The sequence below is a fragment of the Brevundimonas basaltis genome (genome assembly GCF_014202075.1).
Classification (GTDB): domain Bacteria; phylum Pseudomonadota; class Alphaproteobacteria; order Caulobacterales; family Caulobacteraceae; genus Brevundimonas; species Brevundimonas basaltis.
Genome location: NZ_JACHFZ010000002.1, coordinates 608,850 through 623,027 on the forward strand (window position 1 = coordinate 608,850; position 14,178 = coordinate 623,027).

Here is a 14,178-nt window from a genome sequence, read left to right on the forward strand (position 1 = left end):
ATTGACAGATCGCCGTGGGGCTTGGCCCCGGCCGGTGGCGCGCCTACCTAGGCGGACCGCTCCGCTGAAGGCCGCCGATGACCGAACACGCCCCGCTGCCCGCCAACGCCATCGAGGTCCGCGGACTGGAGAAGACCTACGCCGGATCGAAGAAGGCCCCGCCCAAGACGGCCCTGCGCGGCGTCGATCTGGTCATCCCGCGCGGCTCCATGTTCGGCCTGCTCGGCCCCAACGGCGCCGGCAAGTCGACCCTGATCAACATCCTCGCGGGGGTGGTCAACAAGACCGGCGGCACGGCCGCCATCTGGGGTCGCGACATCGACAAACAGCCGCGCGACGCCCGCGCCGCCCTCGGCGTCGTGCCGCAGGAGATCGTCGCCGACGTCTTCTTCACCCCGCGCGAGGCGCTCGAGGTCCAGGCCGGCTTCTACGGCGTCCCCGCCGACGAGCGCCGCTCGGACGAACTGCTCGCCGCCCTCGGTCTCAGCGACAAGGCCCACGCCTATGTCCGCGCCCTGTCCGGCGGCATGAAGCGCCGCCTGATGGTGGCCAAGGCGCTGGTGCACAATCCGCCGATCCTGATCCTCGACGAGCCCACCGCCGGCGTCGACGTCGAGCTGCGTCGCCAGCTCTGGGACTATGTCCGCCGCATCAACGCCGAGGGCGTCACCATCCTGCTGACCACCCACTATCTCGAGGAGGCGCAGGAGCTCTGCGAGACCATCGCCATCATGAACCGCGGACAGGTGGTGGCCTGCGAGCCGACGCCCCAGCTGCTCCGCCGCCTCGACACCCGCAACGTCATCGTCACGCCCGAGCATGAGTTGACCGGCCCGCCGACGCTCAGCGGTTTCGAGGTCACGGCCCGCCCGAACGGCGCCTTCGCCGTCACCTACCGCAAGGGCCAGTCCTCGGTGGAGCAGGTCCTCGCCGCCGTCCGCGCCGCCGGCGTCACCATCGCCGACATCTCGACCGAGGACCCGGACCTCGAAGACGTCTTCCTGGCCCTGACCTACGGCGACGCAGCGCAGGGCGATCCGACGCAGGACTAGGGCTTGGGGCTTAGGTCTTAGGGCTTAGGGAGCGATCTGGTGTCCTGCCGAAGCCGTCTGGTGCTCTGAAACCTAAGCCCTAAGCCCTAAGTCCTAAGCCCTAAGCCCCAAGCCCCAAGCCCCAAGCCCCAAGCCCTAAGCCCTAAGCCCTAAACGACCATCACCGTCCCGATCAGCAGCCGCGCCCCGGCCCGACCCAGCGTCCGGTCCGTCGCCGCCTGAAGCTGCGCCACCAGCCGTTCCAGGTCCGGCGGGGCGCCGGGCAACAGCATGTTGGCCGACTGCTGCACCACCACCGCATAGGCCGCCGTCAGCCGCGGCGCCGACTGCGCGACCCGCGTGCGCAGAGCCGCGTCGGGCGTGTCCAGCCCGGTCTCGACGGTCATCACCCCGCGCCGCCCGCCCGAGCGCATCACATTGGTGGTGATGGTCGGCAGCCGTATGTAGCTGGGCTGCGGCGCGCCACCGCCTCCGCCGCCCGCGGTCTTGCGGGCGTTGTCCTTCAGTCCGAGCAGGGCGCGACGATCCATGCCGCGATGCTGGCACGCGCCGCTTAAGGCGCGGTTACGGAGCCCCAGGACAGGGTCGGCCAGCGGCGCCGCGCCGGGTCTCGCTCCAGGGTCTCGACCAGATCGCCGGTTGCAACGTCCGAGACCACCACCACGTCGTTCACGCCGGTCCAGAGGCAGCCGCCCGTCTGACAGCGCACCGCGGCCCGCACATAGACGTGCGACCCGTCCGGCGACCAACCCATGCCGCTCGTCGCCACCTCTCCTTCCGGAACGCTGTCGCAACCGTTTCGCCGCTCCAGTTCCGCGATGGCCGCGTCCCTGATCGTCCGGCTTTCGACAGCCTGCGCCCGGGCGTTCACCGTCCAGAGCCGGAAGGCGCCTCCCGGGTCGTTGACATAGAACCGTCGGGAATCGGGCGACCACGACAGGCGGGCCGGGGTCTCCACCGTTCCGACCACGCTGCGCCTCAGGAAACCGGCGCTCAGCCGCAGGGTCGGATCGGCCTCGCCGCCGTAGATCACGTTCATGGCCCCGCTCGGCGACGGGATGGTCCCGGGCCGGATCCCCAGCGGGGTCGACCCCGTCACCGGCGGCGCCTCCGTCGATGGCGTCGGCGAACAGGCCGCGACGGCCGACAGCACGGCAAGGCAGACGCCCCGCAGCGTCCTCACGCCGCCGCTTCCACCGACGCCTTCGGCTCCATCGGCTTCAGGTCCAGCAGGGCGAACAGGGCCGCGTCCTCATCCTGTTCCGGATTCGGCGTGGTGAGCAGCCTGCCGCCGACGAAGATCGAATTGGCCCCGGCGAGGAAGCACAGCGCCTGCATCTCCGGGCTCATCGTCTCCCGCCCGGCCGAGAGCCGCACCATGGCCTTCGGACAAACCAGCCGCGCCACCGCGACCGTACGCACGAACTCGATCGGGTCGATCTGCCCCTCCGCCAGCATGCGCTCGCCCAGCGGCGTGCCGGTGACCGGCACCAGCGCATTGACCGGCAGGCTGTCGGGATGCTCCGGCAGGGTGGCCAGCGCGTGCAGCAGGCTGGCCCGGTCGCGCCGCGCCTCGCCCATGCCGACGATGCCGCCGCAGCAGGTCGCCATCCCGGCCTCCCGCACATGCGCCAGGGTATCCAGCCGGTCCTGATAGGTTCGGGTGGTCACCACCTCGGCGTAATACTCCGGCCCCGTATCGAGGTTGTGATTGTAGTAATCGAGCCCCGCCGCCTTCAGCTGCCGGGCCTGATCGGCCGTCAGCATGCCCAGCGTCGCGCAGGTCTCCAGACCCAGCGCCTTCACCCCCGCGATCATGGTCGCCAGCTTCGGCGTGTCGCGGTCCTTCAGTTCGCGCCAGGCTGCCCCCATGCAGAAACGGCTGGCCCCGCCCGCCTTCGCCGCCATGGCTTCGGCCAGCACCGCCGTGGCGTCCATCAGCTTCTCCGCCTTCAGCCCGGTCTGGAAACTGGCCGACTGCGAGCAGTAGCCGCAGTTCTCGGCGCAGCCGCCGGTCTTGATCGACAGCAACTGGCTCTTCTGCACCTCGGACGGATCGAACCAGCGCCGGTGCACCGTCGCCGCTTCGAACACGAGTTCCATAAACGGTCGGGCGAACAGCACCTCGACCTCGTCGAGCGTCCAGTCGTGGCGGGGGTTCGAAAGGTCAGCGGTCATGCCGTTTCCCTGACGCAGGGTGCGGCGCCGGGCAACCCTCAAATGTCCATGATGATCTCGCCGCGCTTCAGGTCGATCACCACCCGGTCGAACACGCCCAGAACGTCGACCCCCATCAGCATGGCCGGCGTGTCCGCCAGTCCGAGCAGGCGGAAGATGTGGAAATCCCCCATCAGCACGGCCAGCCGGTCCAGCACCAGCTCGTCGAAATGCACCGCCGACACCACCATGGCCTGGGCCGGCAAGGCCCGGCCGGTCGGTGACTGCACCAGCAGGGTCCCGACCGAGCCCGAACGGCTCTCAAAGGGTCGGGCGCCGGCGGCCTCGGCCAGGGCGGGGTTGATCAAACTGACCTGGGCGCCGGTATCGACGATGGCCTGGACGGCCTGGCCCCGCACAAGCGCATTGAGGACCATCAGGTCCACGCCGCCCCCGCTTGGGGGCTGAAAGCGGACCCGCGGCCGCACCGCGCCGAGGAATCTGTCGGGATCGGGTCGCGAACGGTTGATGGATGAACGTCCGGGGCCGCGAAAGCGCATGATCAGCCGTTGGTCTGCCAGCATATCGAGCCCCAGCAGGCCGTCCAGGCCGATCAGTCCGGGCCGGGTTCCCACCGCCAGCCGCACCTGGTCGGCCGAGAGGGAGCCGCTCGACAGGGTGTCCGCCCGCACCGCCGGCACCCGCTCCATTCCGATCACCGTATGCATGTCAAGTTCGCCCGCCGGGGCGATGTTCAACGGACCCACCAGATCGGCGGCGACCACCGAGGCGCTGGCCGCCGTATCGACAGCGAAACGCAACGGTCCCTGGCCGTTGAGGAACACCGGCACGGTCGAGCGATGGACGCGGTCGGTGGTCTGGTCGGCGCGAAACTCGTCGATCTGCGTCTCTTGCGTCAGGACGAGACCCGGCGTGGCCATCGCCCCCAGCAGGGCGCCGCCCAGGACGCGGCGGCTCAGTCCGATCACCGTCATCACGCTCCTCCCGTGGGCAGCGTGGCACGGAAACCGCCGGTCCGCGACCACAAGACGGGATTCTGTCCGAAGCTTCATATAAGGATATCCTTATATGTTCATTGCTCCCCGGCGAACGCCGGGCTATAGCGGCGCCCGTTCGAATACGCGCCCAGACTTCAGCCAGAGGCCTTCATGACCGACTACATCGTCCGCGACATCTCCCTCGCCGCCTACGGCGACAAGGAAATCGCCATCGCCGAAACCGAAATGCCAGGCCTGATGGCGCTGCGCTCCGAGTTCGGCAAGGACAAGCCGCTGAAGGGCGCCCGCATCGCCGGCTCCCTGCACATGACCATCCAGACGGCGGTGCTGATCCAGACGCTGGAGGCCCTCGGCGCCGAGGTCCGCTGGGCTTCGTGCAACATTTTCTCGACCCAGGACCACGCCGCGGCCGCCATCGCCGCCGCCGGAACGCCGGTGTTCGCGGTCAAGGGTGAGACCCTCGAGGAGTACTGGGACTACGCCCACAAGATCTTCGAATGGGCCGACGGCGGCTATCCGAACCTGATCCTCGACGACGGCGGCGACGCCACCCTGCTGTGCGTGCTCGGTCCCAAGGCCGAGAAGGACCCCTCGGTCCTCGACAAGCCCGAGAACGAGGAGGAGGAAGCCCTCTACGCCGTGATGAAGCGGTATCTGAAAGAGAAGCCCGGCTTCTATTCGGCCATCCGCGACGCCATCGGCGGCGTGTCGGAAGAGACCACTACCGGCGTCCACCGCCTGTATCAGATGGCCGAGCGCGGCGAGCTGCCGTTCCCCGCCATCAACGTCAACGACAGCGTCACCAAGTCCAAGTTCGACAACCTCTACGGCTGCCGGGAATCGCTGGTCGACGCCATCCGCCGCGGCACCGACGTCATGCTGTCCGGCAAGGTTGCCGTGGTCTGCGGCTACGGCGACGTGGGCAAGGGCTCGGCCGCCTCGCTGCGCCAGGGCGGCGCCCGGGTGAAGGTCACCGAGATCGATCCGATCTGCGCCCTGCAGGCCGCGATGGAAGGCTATGAGGTCGTGACCCTCGAGGACGCCGCCTCCGACGCCGACATCTTCGTCACCGCCACCGGCAACAAGGATGTCATCACCGTCGAGCACATGCGGGCGATGAAGAACAACGCCATCGTCTGCAACATCGGTCACTTCGACAGCGAGATCCAGGTCGCCGGCCTGAAGAACATGAAGTGGGACGAGATCAAGCCCCAGGTCGACCACGTCGAATTCCCGGACGGCAAGAAGATCATCCTGCTTTCGAAGGGCCGTCTGGTGAACCTCGGCAACGCCACCGGCCACCCGTCCTTCGTGATGAGCGCCAGCTTCACCAACCAGACCCTGGCCCAGATCGAGCTGTGGACGAACAGGGCCCAGTACCAGAACCAGGTCTATGTTCTGCCGAAGCACCTCGACGAAAAGGTCGCCATGCTCCACCTCGGCAAACTGGGCGCCAAGCTGACCACGCTCAAGCCGGAACAGGCCGACTACATTTCCGTGCCGGTCGAGGGCCCGTTCAAGCCGGACCACTACCGCTACTGAGCCATCTGGCCGGACAGCATGCGGGGCCGGGCGCTTGCGCGCCCGGCCTCTGTCGTTTCAGGCCACCAGGACGTAAACGTCGGAGTCCTCGGTGCGTCCGGCCAGGCCGGTTTCGAAATCCATGAACACGTCGATCAACTCCTCGACGCCGACCGGCGGAGCGCCGGGGCCGAAACGGAACTGCCAGAAGCTGACCACGTGCTGGACGGCGCCCAGTTGCTCGCCCAGCGACGTGAACAGGCGCGGCGCCCGGAGCAGAAAGTCGCGAAAGCCGCCGGGTCGAGCGTCGAGCGTCAGTTCCGCATAGGCGTCGTCATATATGCGCAGGGTGCGGGCCGCATCCTCGCAGACCGCAAGGATGCGGTCCCCGAGAACTTGGCGACTGCGGTCCAGATAATCGCGCGCGGTGCGGTCCTGGATGCCGATCGGCTTGATGGTCCGGACCGCGGCGGCCACGCTGTGGACGTCGCCGGTGAGTTTGGCGAGCACCCATTTGTAATAGAGGAAGCCCTTCCAGCAGAAGATGCCCTCCTGATACTCCTCCGGCCTCAGCTGCAGGGTCTGCTGCAGCTCTTCCATCCGGTCACCGGGGGTGTTTGAGAGAATTTTGTCGGCCAGTCGGCGGATCGACTCGCTGGGGTCGGTTCCTCCGCCGAGGCTGAGCGTGACCAGCGGGCGAACCTCGCCCTCGACGAATTGCAACATCTGGGTCAGATCGTGCTCGCTGATCGAGAAATAGCAGGGGGCGGGCTCGATGCCGCTCCGCCGTAACTGTTCGCGCAGCAGGAAGGGGTCCAGCGAGGGCAGGGCGTCGATCAGTTTCAGGGTCGCCATGTCGGGGTGCCCCCTTTCGATCCCGAACGCCGTGCGCATCATTCGCTCGAAACTTTGCTGGCCCACAAAGATGTACCGGCCGCCGCTCTTCAGGTCGGTGGAGTCGAACGGTATGACGATCTTGGTCGCGACCTGGCGGCGCGGCCGGAAGGCGTCGAGCTCGTTGCGACGCAGGCGGTGCTTGATGATCAGGGCGCGATTAAGCGTCGACGTATGGAACAGCGGACTGGCCATCCAGTCCGGGTCAAACCCGTGATCCTCGTAGACCATGTGCAGGTTCAGGACGCGGGCGGTCGACGCCGTACGACGCAGGTGTGCCAGGTTGCGGATCGCGCGGTCTGTCATCGGCCCTCTCAGGCGCATCCAAGCACCAAAACATGACCAACGGCTTAGCCCCGGCTGGCGTCGCGCCGGACCGGGGCCTAGAACCCCGCCATGGGAACCGTATTCGACATCCTCGTCTTCGTCGCCATCGGGGCGGTCGCCGTCACCCTCGGCTTCGGTATTCGCTCGCTCTACAAGACCGGGCCGGAGGCGCGCTCGCGCTCCAACAAGCTGATGCGCCTCAGGGTCGCGCTGCAGGCCCTGGCCGTGGTGCTGCTGGTCGTCGCCATGTGGTGGAAATCGACGCACGGAGGCTGAGCTCATGGTCGTACTCAACCGCATCTACACGAAGACCGGCGACGGCGGCGACACCCGCCTCGCCTCCGGCGCGCCGGTGTCCAAGACCGATCCCCGGGTCGAAGCCTACGGCGCCGTCGACGAGCTGAACGCCGTGATCGGGGTCGCCCGGCTGCACTCGGGTCAGAACGACCGCATCGACGCCATGCTCGGCCGCATCCAGAACGAGCTGTTCGACCTCGGCGCCGATCTGGCCACCCCACACGACCCTGCCCCCAAATGGGAGGCCCTGCGCATCGTCGACCGCCAGGTCGAACGGCTCGAATCCGAGATCGACTGGATGAACGAGTGTCAGAAGCCGCTGGACAGCTTCATCCTGCCCGGCGGCTCGCCGCTCTCGGCCCACCTGCATCTGGCCCGCACCGTCTGCCGCCGCGCCGAGCGCGACGCCATTCGCGCCGTCGAGGCCGGCCGCGAGCTGTCGCCGGCGGCGCTCCGCTATCTCAATCGCCTGTCCGACCACCTGTTCGTCGCCGCCCGTCGCGCCAATGGCCACGGGGCCGACGATGTGAAGTGGATCCCCGGCGCGACCCGCTGAGCCCTACTGGTTCGCCAGCGCCGCCCGCTGCCGGTCGGCGTCCGCGTCCCGCGCCGCCTTCTGGGCCCGCAGCCCATCCTCGATCGCCACCAGTTCGCGGTTCTTGGCCGCCGAGGCCTCGGCCCGGGTCTGGCCCGCCGGCCGGCCCGTGATCTCGGCGATCGAGACCGGCGTGGCGCAGATCTCCGTCTCCCGGTCCCACCAGCGTCCGCCCGCCTCGCACCGCTCCTCGGGCGCGATGACCAGCGTCCGGTAGGCGAACACCCCGCCCAGCAGCACCGCGAAGGTGGCCAGGAAGATCACGCTCAGTCGCTTCATGGTCAGCAGGCGGTGCATCGAAGACTTCCGTTCTGGCTCAGGCGCGGGGCAACGGCCCCGTTGACGCCGCGTTACGTTGACAGGCCGGGGCGGGCGTTCCATTCCCTGCCCCCACATTCCGGCGATCTGATGGACAGCGCAATGAAGGTACTCGTCCCCGTCAAACGGGTGATCGACTATAACGTCAAGGCCCGCGTCAAGGCGGACCAGACCGGCGTCGATCTGGCTAACGTCAAGATGAGCATGAACCCGTTCGACGAAATCGCCGTCGAGGAAGCGGTCCGGCTCAAGGAAGGCAAGGAACACCACGCCGCCGGCACGGCCGACGAGATCGTGGTCGTCTCCATCGGCGTCCAGCAGGCGCAGGAAACCATCCGCACCGCCCTGGCCATGGGCGCCGACCGCGGCCTGCTGATCCAGTCCGACACCGACCTCGAGCCCCTCGCCGTCGCCAAACTGCTCAAGGCGGTGGTCGACGAGGAGAAGCCCGACCTGATCCTGATGGGCAAACAGTCGATCGACGGCGACAACAACGCGGTCGGCCAGATGCTGGCCGCCCTGCTCGACTGGCCCCAGGCCACCTTCGCCGGGAAACTGGTCATCGAGGGCGGCAAGGCGACCGTGACGCGTGAAGTCGATGGCGGCCTGCAGACCCTGGCCGCGACCCTGCCGGCCGTGGTCACCGTCGACCTGCGCCTCAACACCCCGCGCTACGCCTCCCTGCCCAACATCATGAAGGCCAAGAAGAAGGAGATCGCCATGAAGGCGGTCGCCGACTACGGCGTCGATACGGCGCCGCGCCTGACCGTGCAGAAGGTCACCGAACCGCCCAAGCGCTCCGCCGGCGTCAAGGTCACCGACGCGGCCGATCTGGTCGCCAAACTCAAGACCGCGGGGGTCCTCTAATGGCCGTTCTCGTCATCGCCGACCGCGACGGGGATACCGTCCGCGACACCACCCACAAGACCGTCACCGCGGCGCTCAAGCTGTCGGGCGACGTCGACGTCCTGGTCATCGGCCAGGGGTCCAGGGCCGCCGCCGACGCCGCCGCGAAGATCGCCCGCGTGCGCAAGGTGCTGCTGGCCGAATCCGACGCCCTGTCGCACCAGCTGGCCGAGGCGGTCGAGGCCACCGTCCTCGCGCTCGCCGACGGCTATGACGCCGTCCTCGCCCCGGCCACCACCGACGGCAAGAACTACATGCCGCGCATCGCCGCCAAGCTGGATGTCGCCCCCATCTCCGACATCGTCGAGGTGGTCTCCAACGACACCTTCACCCGCCCGATCTACGCCGGCAATGCCCTGGAGACGATCCAGACCGCCGACGCGAAGAAGGTCATCACCGTCCGCCCGACCGCCTTCGACGCGGCCGGCGAGGGCGGCTCCGCCTCGGTCGAGGCCGTCGCGGGCGCCGACGCCGGCAAGGCCGCCTTCGTCTCCGAGGAGATGGTCAAGTCCGACCGTCCGGAACTCGGCGCCGCGAAGATCGTCGTCTCCGGCGGCCGCGCCCTCGGCTCGGCCGAGGAATTCCACGCCGTCATGGACCCGCTGGCCGACAAGCTGGGCGCCGCCGTCGGGGCCTCGCGCGCCGCCGTCGACGCCGGCTACGCCCCCAACGACTACCAGGTCGGCCAGACCGGCAAGGTCGTCGCTCCGGGCCTCTACATCGCCATCGGCATCTCGGGCGCCATCCAGCACCTCGCCGGGATGAAGGACTCCAAGATCATCGTCGCCATCAACAAGGACCCCGACGCCCCGATCTTCCAGGTCGCCGACTTCGGCTGGGTCGCGGATTACAAGACGGCGGTGCCGGAGCTGATGACGGCGCTGGGATAGGACCCCTTCTCGTGCGGGCGCCTCCTCCTGACAGGAAAATCGCGCCAAGCCTACCTCGCCCGGCTTACGGGCTTCCTGTCGTGAACGAACGCACTGTTCAATCATCGCAGGCGTCGATGGTCTTCAGGTGCCCTTAGACGGCTAGGTTGGGTCCGGGGTGAACGCTGAATCCAAGAAATGTGCCTGCTGACGAGGCATGCTTCGATAAATTCCATAATGTTTCGTGACTTGGTCGCGCGGCTCGAAGGGCTGTAGCGAGCCAAACTGCATCGTGTATTTCCACTCTCCTTCAGCGTGAAGTTTGTATAGCGCGGCAACTCCTACTATTACGGAAAAATACTCATACTTTTCAGTTCGCGGCAGGTGTTTAATCTGACTTATGCCCTGTCTTATACTGTCACCCGGAAACAATGCCCGGGGATGGTGTGGCCCAGTGCTGAGTAGGCGAGCCTTGATTTCGTCCGCTTGATCAGGACCGGTCGCGATGAACACGTCGTAAGCTATCCCGCATTGCATCGCTGGCGTTTGGCCGATGTTTTTGATGATGTAGTCGACTTGACAGCTAACAGCTGTGGGGTCTGAGGGATCGCTGAGGCCGAAGAAAACCCGCTCGATCGACAGGGTGAGCCATGGTCGGCTCGTGATGGCGGCCGCGTCAGCGGCCGCGCTTGCGGCCTGCGCACTGGCTACCGCGGCCTTCGCGGCTTGCTCAGTCGATTTGAGTTGCCGCCAGATAAAGACGAGACCGCCCCCGGTCAAAGCTAAGCTCGCCAGACCGATTACCCATGCTGCAGCCGCCGACCACGATGCAAAGTAGGCCGCGTCCCTTGCTGCCGCTGTTGCTTCGAAAGTGTATGAAGCCATAACTCCCCCTCGGCTTGGTGTTATCTATGACCGACCCGTGGCCCGGCTAGCCCCAAAAGGAGGCAGCTGTCGGGGACCCATCTGGCGCTTGGTCACCCGCCTTACCGACTTGTAATATTTCCGCCCTTGTCGTGGCGGCGCGCAGCCCGTTGTAATCCCTCCCGACCGGCGCCCCCGTTCTCGGCGGGGCGCATCAGGGGGATGTTTCAATGAGATTCCAGCGCCTGCGGGGCGTCAGCCTCGCCGCCATCGCCTGCGTGGCCCTCACGGCCTGCGCCACCACCGGCGGCGACAGCCCGGCCAGCGCCGACGGCTCGTCCGACCGCGCCGCCAGCCGCAAGCCGCTGGCCACCGGCCTTGACCCCGCCGCCAACCCCGATCCCTTCCCTTCGACCTATCGCGGCCTGCCGCGCGAGAACATGGCCATCGTCGGCGGGACGGTGTTCACCGGCGCCGGCCAGCGCATCGACAACGGCGTGGTCATCGTCACCGACGGCCGGGTCGCCGCCGTCGGCCCGGCCTCGACCGCCATCCCCGCCGGCCACCGCCGCGTCGACGCCGCCGGGCGCTTCGTCACCCCCGGCGTGATCGACACCCACAGCCACCTCGGCGTCTATCCCTCGCCCGGCGTGCAGGGCATGAGCGACGGCAACGAGGCCACCAATCCCAACACCGCCCAGGTCTGGGCCGAGCATTCGATCTGGCCCCAGGACCCCGGCTTCAACGCCGCCCGCGCCGGCGGCGTCACCACCCTCCAGATCCTGCCCGGCTCGGCCAATCTGTTCGGCGGCCGCGGCGTCACCGTCCGCAACATCCCCTCGGTGACCATGCAGGGCATGAAGATGCCCGGCGCCCCCTACGGCCTGAAGATGGCCTGCGGCGAGAACCCCAGCCGCGTCTACGGCGGCCGCAACTCCTCGCCCGCCACCGGCATGGGCAATGTCGCCGGCTATCGCGCCGCCTTCATCGCCGCCCGCGACTACAAGGCCAAATGGGACAAATGGTACGCCGACGGCGAGGGCTCGCCCCCGACCCGCAACCTGCAACTGGAAACCCTCGCCGGCGTCCTCGACGGCTCGGTGCTGATCCAGAACCACTGCTACCGCGCCGACGAAATGGCGGTGATGATCGATATCGCCAAGGAATTCGGCTATAAAATCACCGCCTTCCACCACGCCATCGAGGCCTACAAGGTCGCACCCCTGCTGGCCCGCGAAGGCATCTGCGCCGACATGTGGACCGGCTGGTGGGGCTTCAAGATGGAGGCGCTCGATGCGGTCGAGGCCAACGCCGCCCTCGTCGACGCGCCCGAGGGCTCCTGCGCCGTCATCCACTCCGACGACGCCGAACTGACCCAGCGCCTCAATCAGGAGGCCGCCGCCGCCCTCGCCGCCGGCCGCCGCATGGGCATGGACATCTCCGAGGAACGGGCCATCAGCTGGATCACCCTCAACCCGGCCCGCTCGCTCGGCATCGCCGACCAGACCGGCTCGCTCGAGGCCGGCAAGCGCGCCGACGTGGTCATCTGGAGCGCCAATCCGTTCAGCGTCTACGCCCGCGCCGATCAGGTCTTCATCGACGGCGGCCTCGCCTTCGACCGCTTCAATCCGGCCTACCAGCCGGTCTCCGACTTCGAACTCGGCCAGCCCGGCTACGGCGTCTCCGCCGCCAACGTGACGCAGGGAGCCCGCTGATGCGCATCCGCAGCCTTATCCTCGCCGCCGCTTCGGCGGTCGCCATCGCCTCGCCCGCCCTGGCCCAGGAACTCACCGCCATCACCGGCGGCCGGGTGCTGACCGGAACCTCCGTCATCGAGAACGGCACTGTGGTCATCCGCAACGGCCGCGTCGTCTCGGTCGGAACCGGCGCCGCCCCCGCGGGCGCCCGGATCATCGACGCCCGCGGCAAGGTGGTCGCGCCCGGCTTCGTGGCCGTCGACAGCGGTCTCGGCGGCGGCGAGGTCTCATCCGTCAGCGGGACCAACGACCTGCGCAACGGGGCCAACACCATCAGCGCCTCGTTCGATGTCAGCTACGGCCTCGATCCGTGGTCCTTCACCCTGCCGGTGGCCCGTCTCGGCGGCATCACCCGCGCCATCGTCGTCCCCAACCACCCGGGCGGCGGGGGCGGCGGCCACGCCCATGACGACTCGGACTTCGCCGGCCTCGGCTCGGCCGGTCTGCAGTCGCCCAGCCTGTTCGCCGGTCAGGCCGCCATCATCCACCTCGCCGAGGGAACCGACATCCTCGTCAAGCCGCGCGTGGCCATGGTGGCCCCGTTCGGCGAGGCCGGCGCCTCGATCGCCGGCGGCGCCCGCGGAGCCCAGTTCACCCAGTTCAGGGAAACCCTGGCCGAGGTCCGCCTCTACGCCCGCAACAAGGCCGCCTATGACCGCGCCGGCCTGCGCGACCTGTCGCTGTCGCGCGCCGACCTCGAGGCCCTGATCCCCGTCGCCAGCGGCGCCATGCCGCTGATCGTCACCGTGCGCCGCGCCGCCGACATCCAGCAGGTGCTGCGTCTGGCGCGGGAAGAGGGGGTGAAGATCATCCTCGACGGGGCCGAGGAGGGCTGGCTGGTCGCCGATCAGATCGCGGCGGCCAATGTGCCGGTGCTGCTCAACCCGATCTCCAACCTGCCCGGCAATTTCGAGACCCGCGCCACCCGGATGCAGAACGCCGCCGTTCTCGACGCCGCCGGGGTGACCATCGCCATCAAGGGCAACGAAGGCTCGATCCATCGCGCCCGCGAGACCCGCTACAACGCCGGCAACGCCGTCTCGCACGGCCTGTCCTATGAATCGGCGATCGAGGCGATCACGGTCAATCCGGCCCGCATCTTCGGCATGGCCGGCCAGTTCGGCGAGCTGCGCCCCGGCGCGGCGGCCGATGTGGTGATCTGGTCCGGCGACCCGCTGGAACCGCTCAGCAACGCCGAGACCATCTTCATCGGCGGCGCCGAACAGGCCCCCACCAGCCGCCAGTTCCTCCTCCGCGACCGCTACGCCTCCGGCGGCGAAGGGGCCATGCCCCCGGCCTACGGGCGCTGACGCCGCCCACCCTTCGTCATCCCGAGGCTAGCGGTTCGCTCCATACTTCCTTCTCCCCTCCGGGGGAGAAGGTGGGCCGGAGGCCCGGATGAGGGGGAAGCCGGCTTCGGACCGGCTGCCATCAGGCTAGCGTCGAACATCCCCCCTCATCCGAGCGGCTGCGCCGCCCACCTTCTCCCCCGGCGGGGAGAAGGACACGCAATTGCTGCGCTGCAAGTTAATGTGCAATCCGCCTATCGAAAACGCCCAACCCGTTGTTTTCCTTGCTCCCGGTTCGTGATCGAGCGTCCTG

15 protein-coding genes are annotated in these 14,178 nt (G+C 68.1%); 8 read left to right on the forward strand and 7 right to left on the reverse strand.

Features of this window, described 5'->3' with window-relative positions; translation table 11 throughout:
* Positions 1 to 77 precede the first annotated feature (77 nt).
* On the forward strand, positions 78 to 1,052 hold the full coding sequence (locus HNQ67_RS07505) for an ABC transporter ATP-binding protein (protein WP_183253929.1): 975 nt from the start codon (positions 78 to 80) through the stop codon (positions 1,050 to 1,052).
* Positions 1,053 to 1,201: 149 nt separating this feature from the next.
* Here HNQ67_RS07505 and HNQ67_RS07510 read toward each other — a convergent pair whose 3' ends face one another.
* The 4 genes from HNQ67_RS07510 to HNQ67_RS07525 are packed head-to-tail and all read right to left on the reverse strand — an operon-like array spanning position 1,202 to position 4,204.
* Complete coding sequence (locus HNQ67_RS07510) at positions 1,202 to 1,582, reverse strand: Tat pathway signal protein (RefSeq protein WP_183253932.1); 381 nt, start codon at positions 1,580 to 1,582, stop codon at positions 1,202 to 1,204.
* Between the two features lie 23 nt (positions 1,583 to 1,605).
* Positions 1,606 to 2,235 carry a hypothetical protein gene (locus tag HNQ67_RS07515; RefSeq protein WP_183253934.1) on the reverse strand — a complete coding sequence of 210 codons (630 nt, stop codon included), beginning with the start codon at positions 2,233 to 2,235 and terminating at the stop codon, positions 1,606 to 1,608.
* Positions 2,232 to 3,230, reverse strand: coding sequence for a biotin synthase BioB (gene bioB / locus HNQ67_RS07520; RefSeq protein ID WP_183253936.1), 999 nt, complete (start codon positions 3,228 to 3,230; stop codon positions 2,232 to 2,234). The genes HNQ67_RS07515 and bioB overlap by 4 nt, the downstream gene beginning before the upstream one ends.
* A 38-nt stretch (positions 3,231 to 3,268) precedes the next feature.
* Positions 3,269 to 4,204, reverse strand: a complete 936-nt coding sequence (locus HNQ67_RS07525) for an aspartyl protease family protein (protein WP_183253937.1) — start codon at positions 4,202 to 4,204, stop codon at positions 3,269 to 3,271.
* Between the two features lie 174 nt (positions 4,205 to 4,378).
* Between HNQ67_RS07525 and ahcY the strand changes: the two genes are divergently transcribed.
* Positions 4,379 to 5,770 (forward strand): adenosylhomocysteinase, encoded by a 1,392-nt coding sequence (gene ahcY / locus HNQ67_RS07530; protein WP_183253939.1) that lies wholly within the window; start codon positions 4,379 to 4,381, stop codon positions 5,768 to 5,770.
* Between the two features lie 57 nt (positions 5,771 to 5,827).
* Here the strand turns inward: ahcY and HNQ67_RS07535 are convergent, their stop codons facing one another.
* Entirely contained in the window at positions 5,828 to 6,949 is a 1,122-nt protein-coding gene (locus tag HNQ67_RS07535) for a hypothetical protein (protein ID WP_183253941.1), read from the reverse strand.
* 90 nt (positions 6,950 to 7,039) lie between these two features.
* On the opposite strand from HNQ67_RS07535, the gene HNQ67_RS07540 reads away from it, so the two are divergent.
* Both HNQ67_RS07540 and HNQ67_RS07545 read left to right on the forward strand, forming a co-directional pair.
* Positions 7,040 to 7,246, forward strand: coding sequence for a twin transmembrane helix small protein (locus HNQ67_RS07540; protein ID WP_183253944.1), 207 nt, complete (start codon positions 7,040 to 7,042; stop codon positions 7,244 to 7,246).
* Between the two features lie 4 nt (positions 7,247 to 7,250).
* A complete protein-coding gene (locus HNQ67_RS07545) occupies positions 7,251 to 7,823 on the forward strand; it encodes a cob(I)yrinic acid a,c-diamide adenosyltransferase (protein ID WP_183253945.1) in 573 nt (190 codons plus the stop codon).
* Between the two features lie 3 nt (positions 7,824 to 7,826).
* Here HNQ67_RS07545 and HNQ67_RS07550 read toward each other — a convergent pair whose 3' ends face one another.
* Positions 7,827 to 8,159, reverse strand: coding sequence for a hypothetical protein (locus HNQ67_RS07550; RefSeq protein WP_183253947.1), 333 nt, complete (start codon positions 8,157 to 8,159; stop codon positions 7,827 to 7,829).
* Between the two features lie 123 nt (positions 8,160 to 8,282).
* Here HNQ67_RS07550 and HNQ67_RS07555 point away from each other — a divergent pair, with 123 nt between their 5' ends.
* Positions 8,283 to 9,047 carry an electron transfer flavoprotein subunit beta/FixA family protein gene (locus tag HNQ67_RS07555; protein ID WP_183253949.1) on the forward strand — a complete coding sequence of 255 codons (765 nt, stop codon included), beginning with the start codon at positions 8,283 to 8,285 and terminating at the stop codon, positions 9,045 to 9,047.
* The gene (locus HNQ67_RS07560) at positions 9,047 to 9,976 is read left to right on the forward strand and encodes an electron transfer flavoprotein subunit alpha/FixB family protein (RefSeq protein ID WP_183253951.1); all 930 of its coding nucleotides are present in this window, start codon (positions 9,047 to 9,049) and stop codon (positions 9,974 to 9,976) included. Before HNQ67_RS07555 ends, HNQ67_RS07560 begins: the two co-directional genes overlap by 1 nt.
* Positions 9,977 to 10,117: 141 nt before the next feature.
* Here HNQ67_RS07560 and HNQ67_RS07565 read toward each other — a convergent pair whose 3' ends face one another.
* Positions 10,118 to 10,840, reverse strand: coding sequence for a hypothetical protein (locus HNQ67_RS07565; RefSeq protein WP_183253953.1), 723 nt, complete (start codon positions 10,838 to 10,840; stop codon positions 10,118 to 10,120).
* Between the two features lie 209 nt (positions 10,841 to 11,049).
* Between HNQ67_RS07565 and HNQ67_RS07570 the strand changes: the two genes are divergently transcribed.
* Complete coding sequence (locus HNQ67_RS07570; protein ID WP_183253955.1) at positions 11,050 to 12,534, forward strand: amidohydrolase; 1,485 nt, start codon at positions 11,050 to 11,052, stop codon at positions 12,532 to 12,534.
* Entirely contained in the window at positions 12,534 to 13,886 is a 1,353-nt protein-coding gene (locus HNQ67_RS07575; protein ID WP_183253957.1) for an amidohydrolase family protein, read from the forward strand. Before HNQ67_RS07570 ends, HNQ67_RS07575 begins: the two co-directional genes overlap by 1 nt.
* The last annotated feature ends 292 nt before the right edge of the window (positions 13,887 to 14,178 follow it).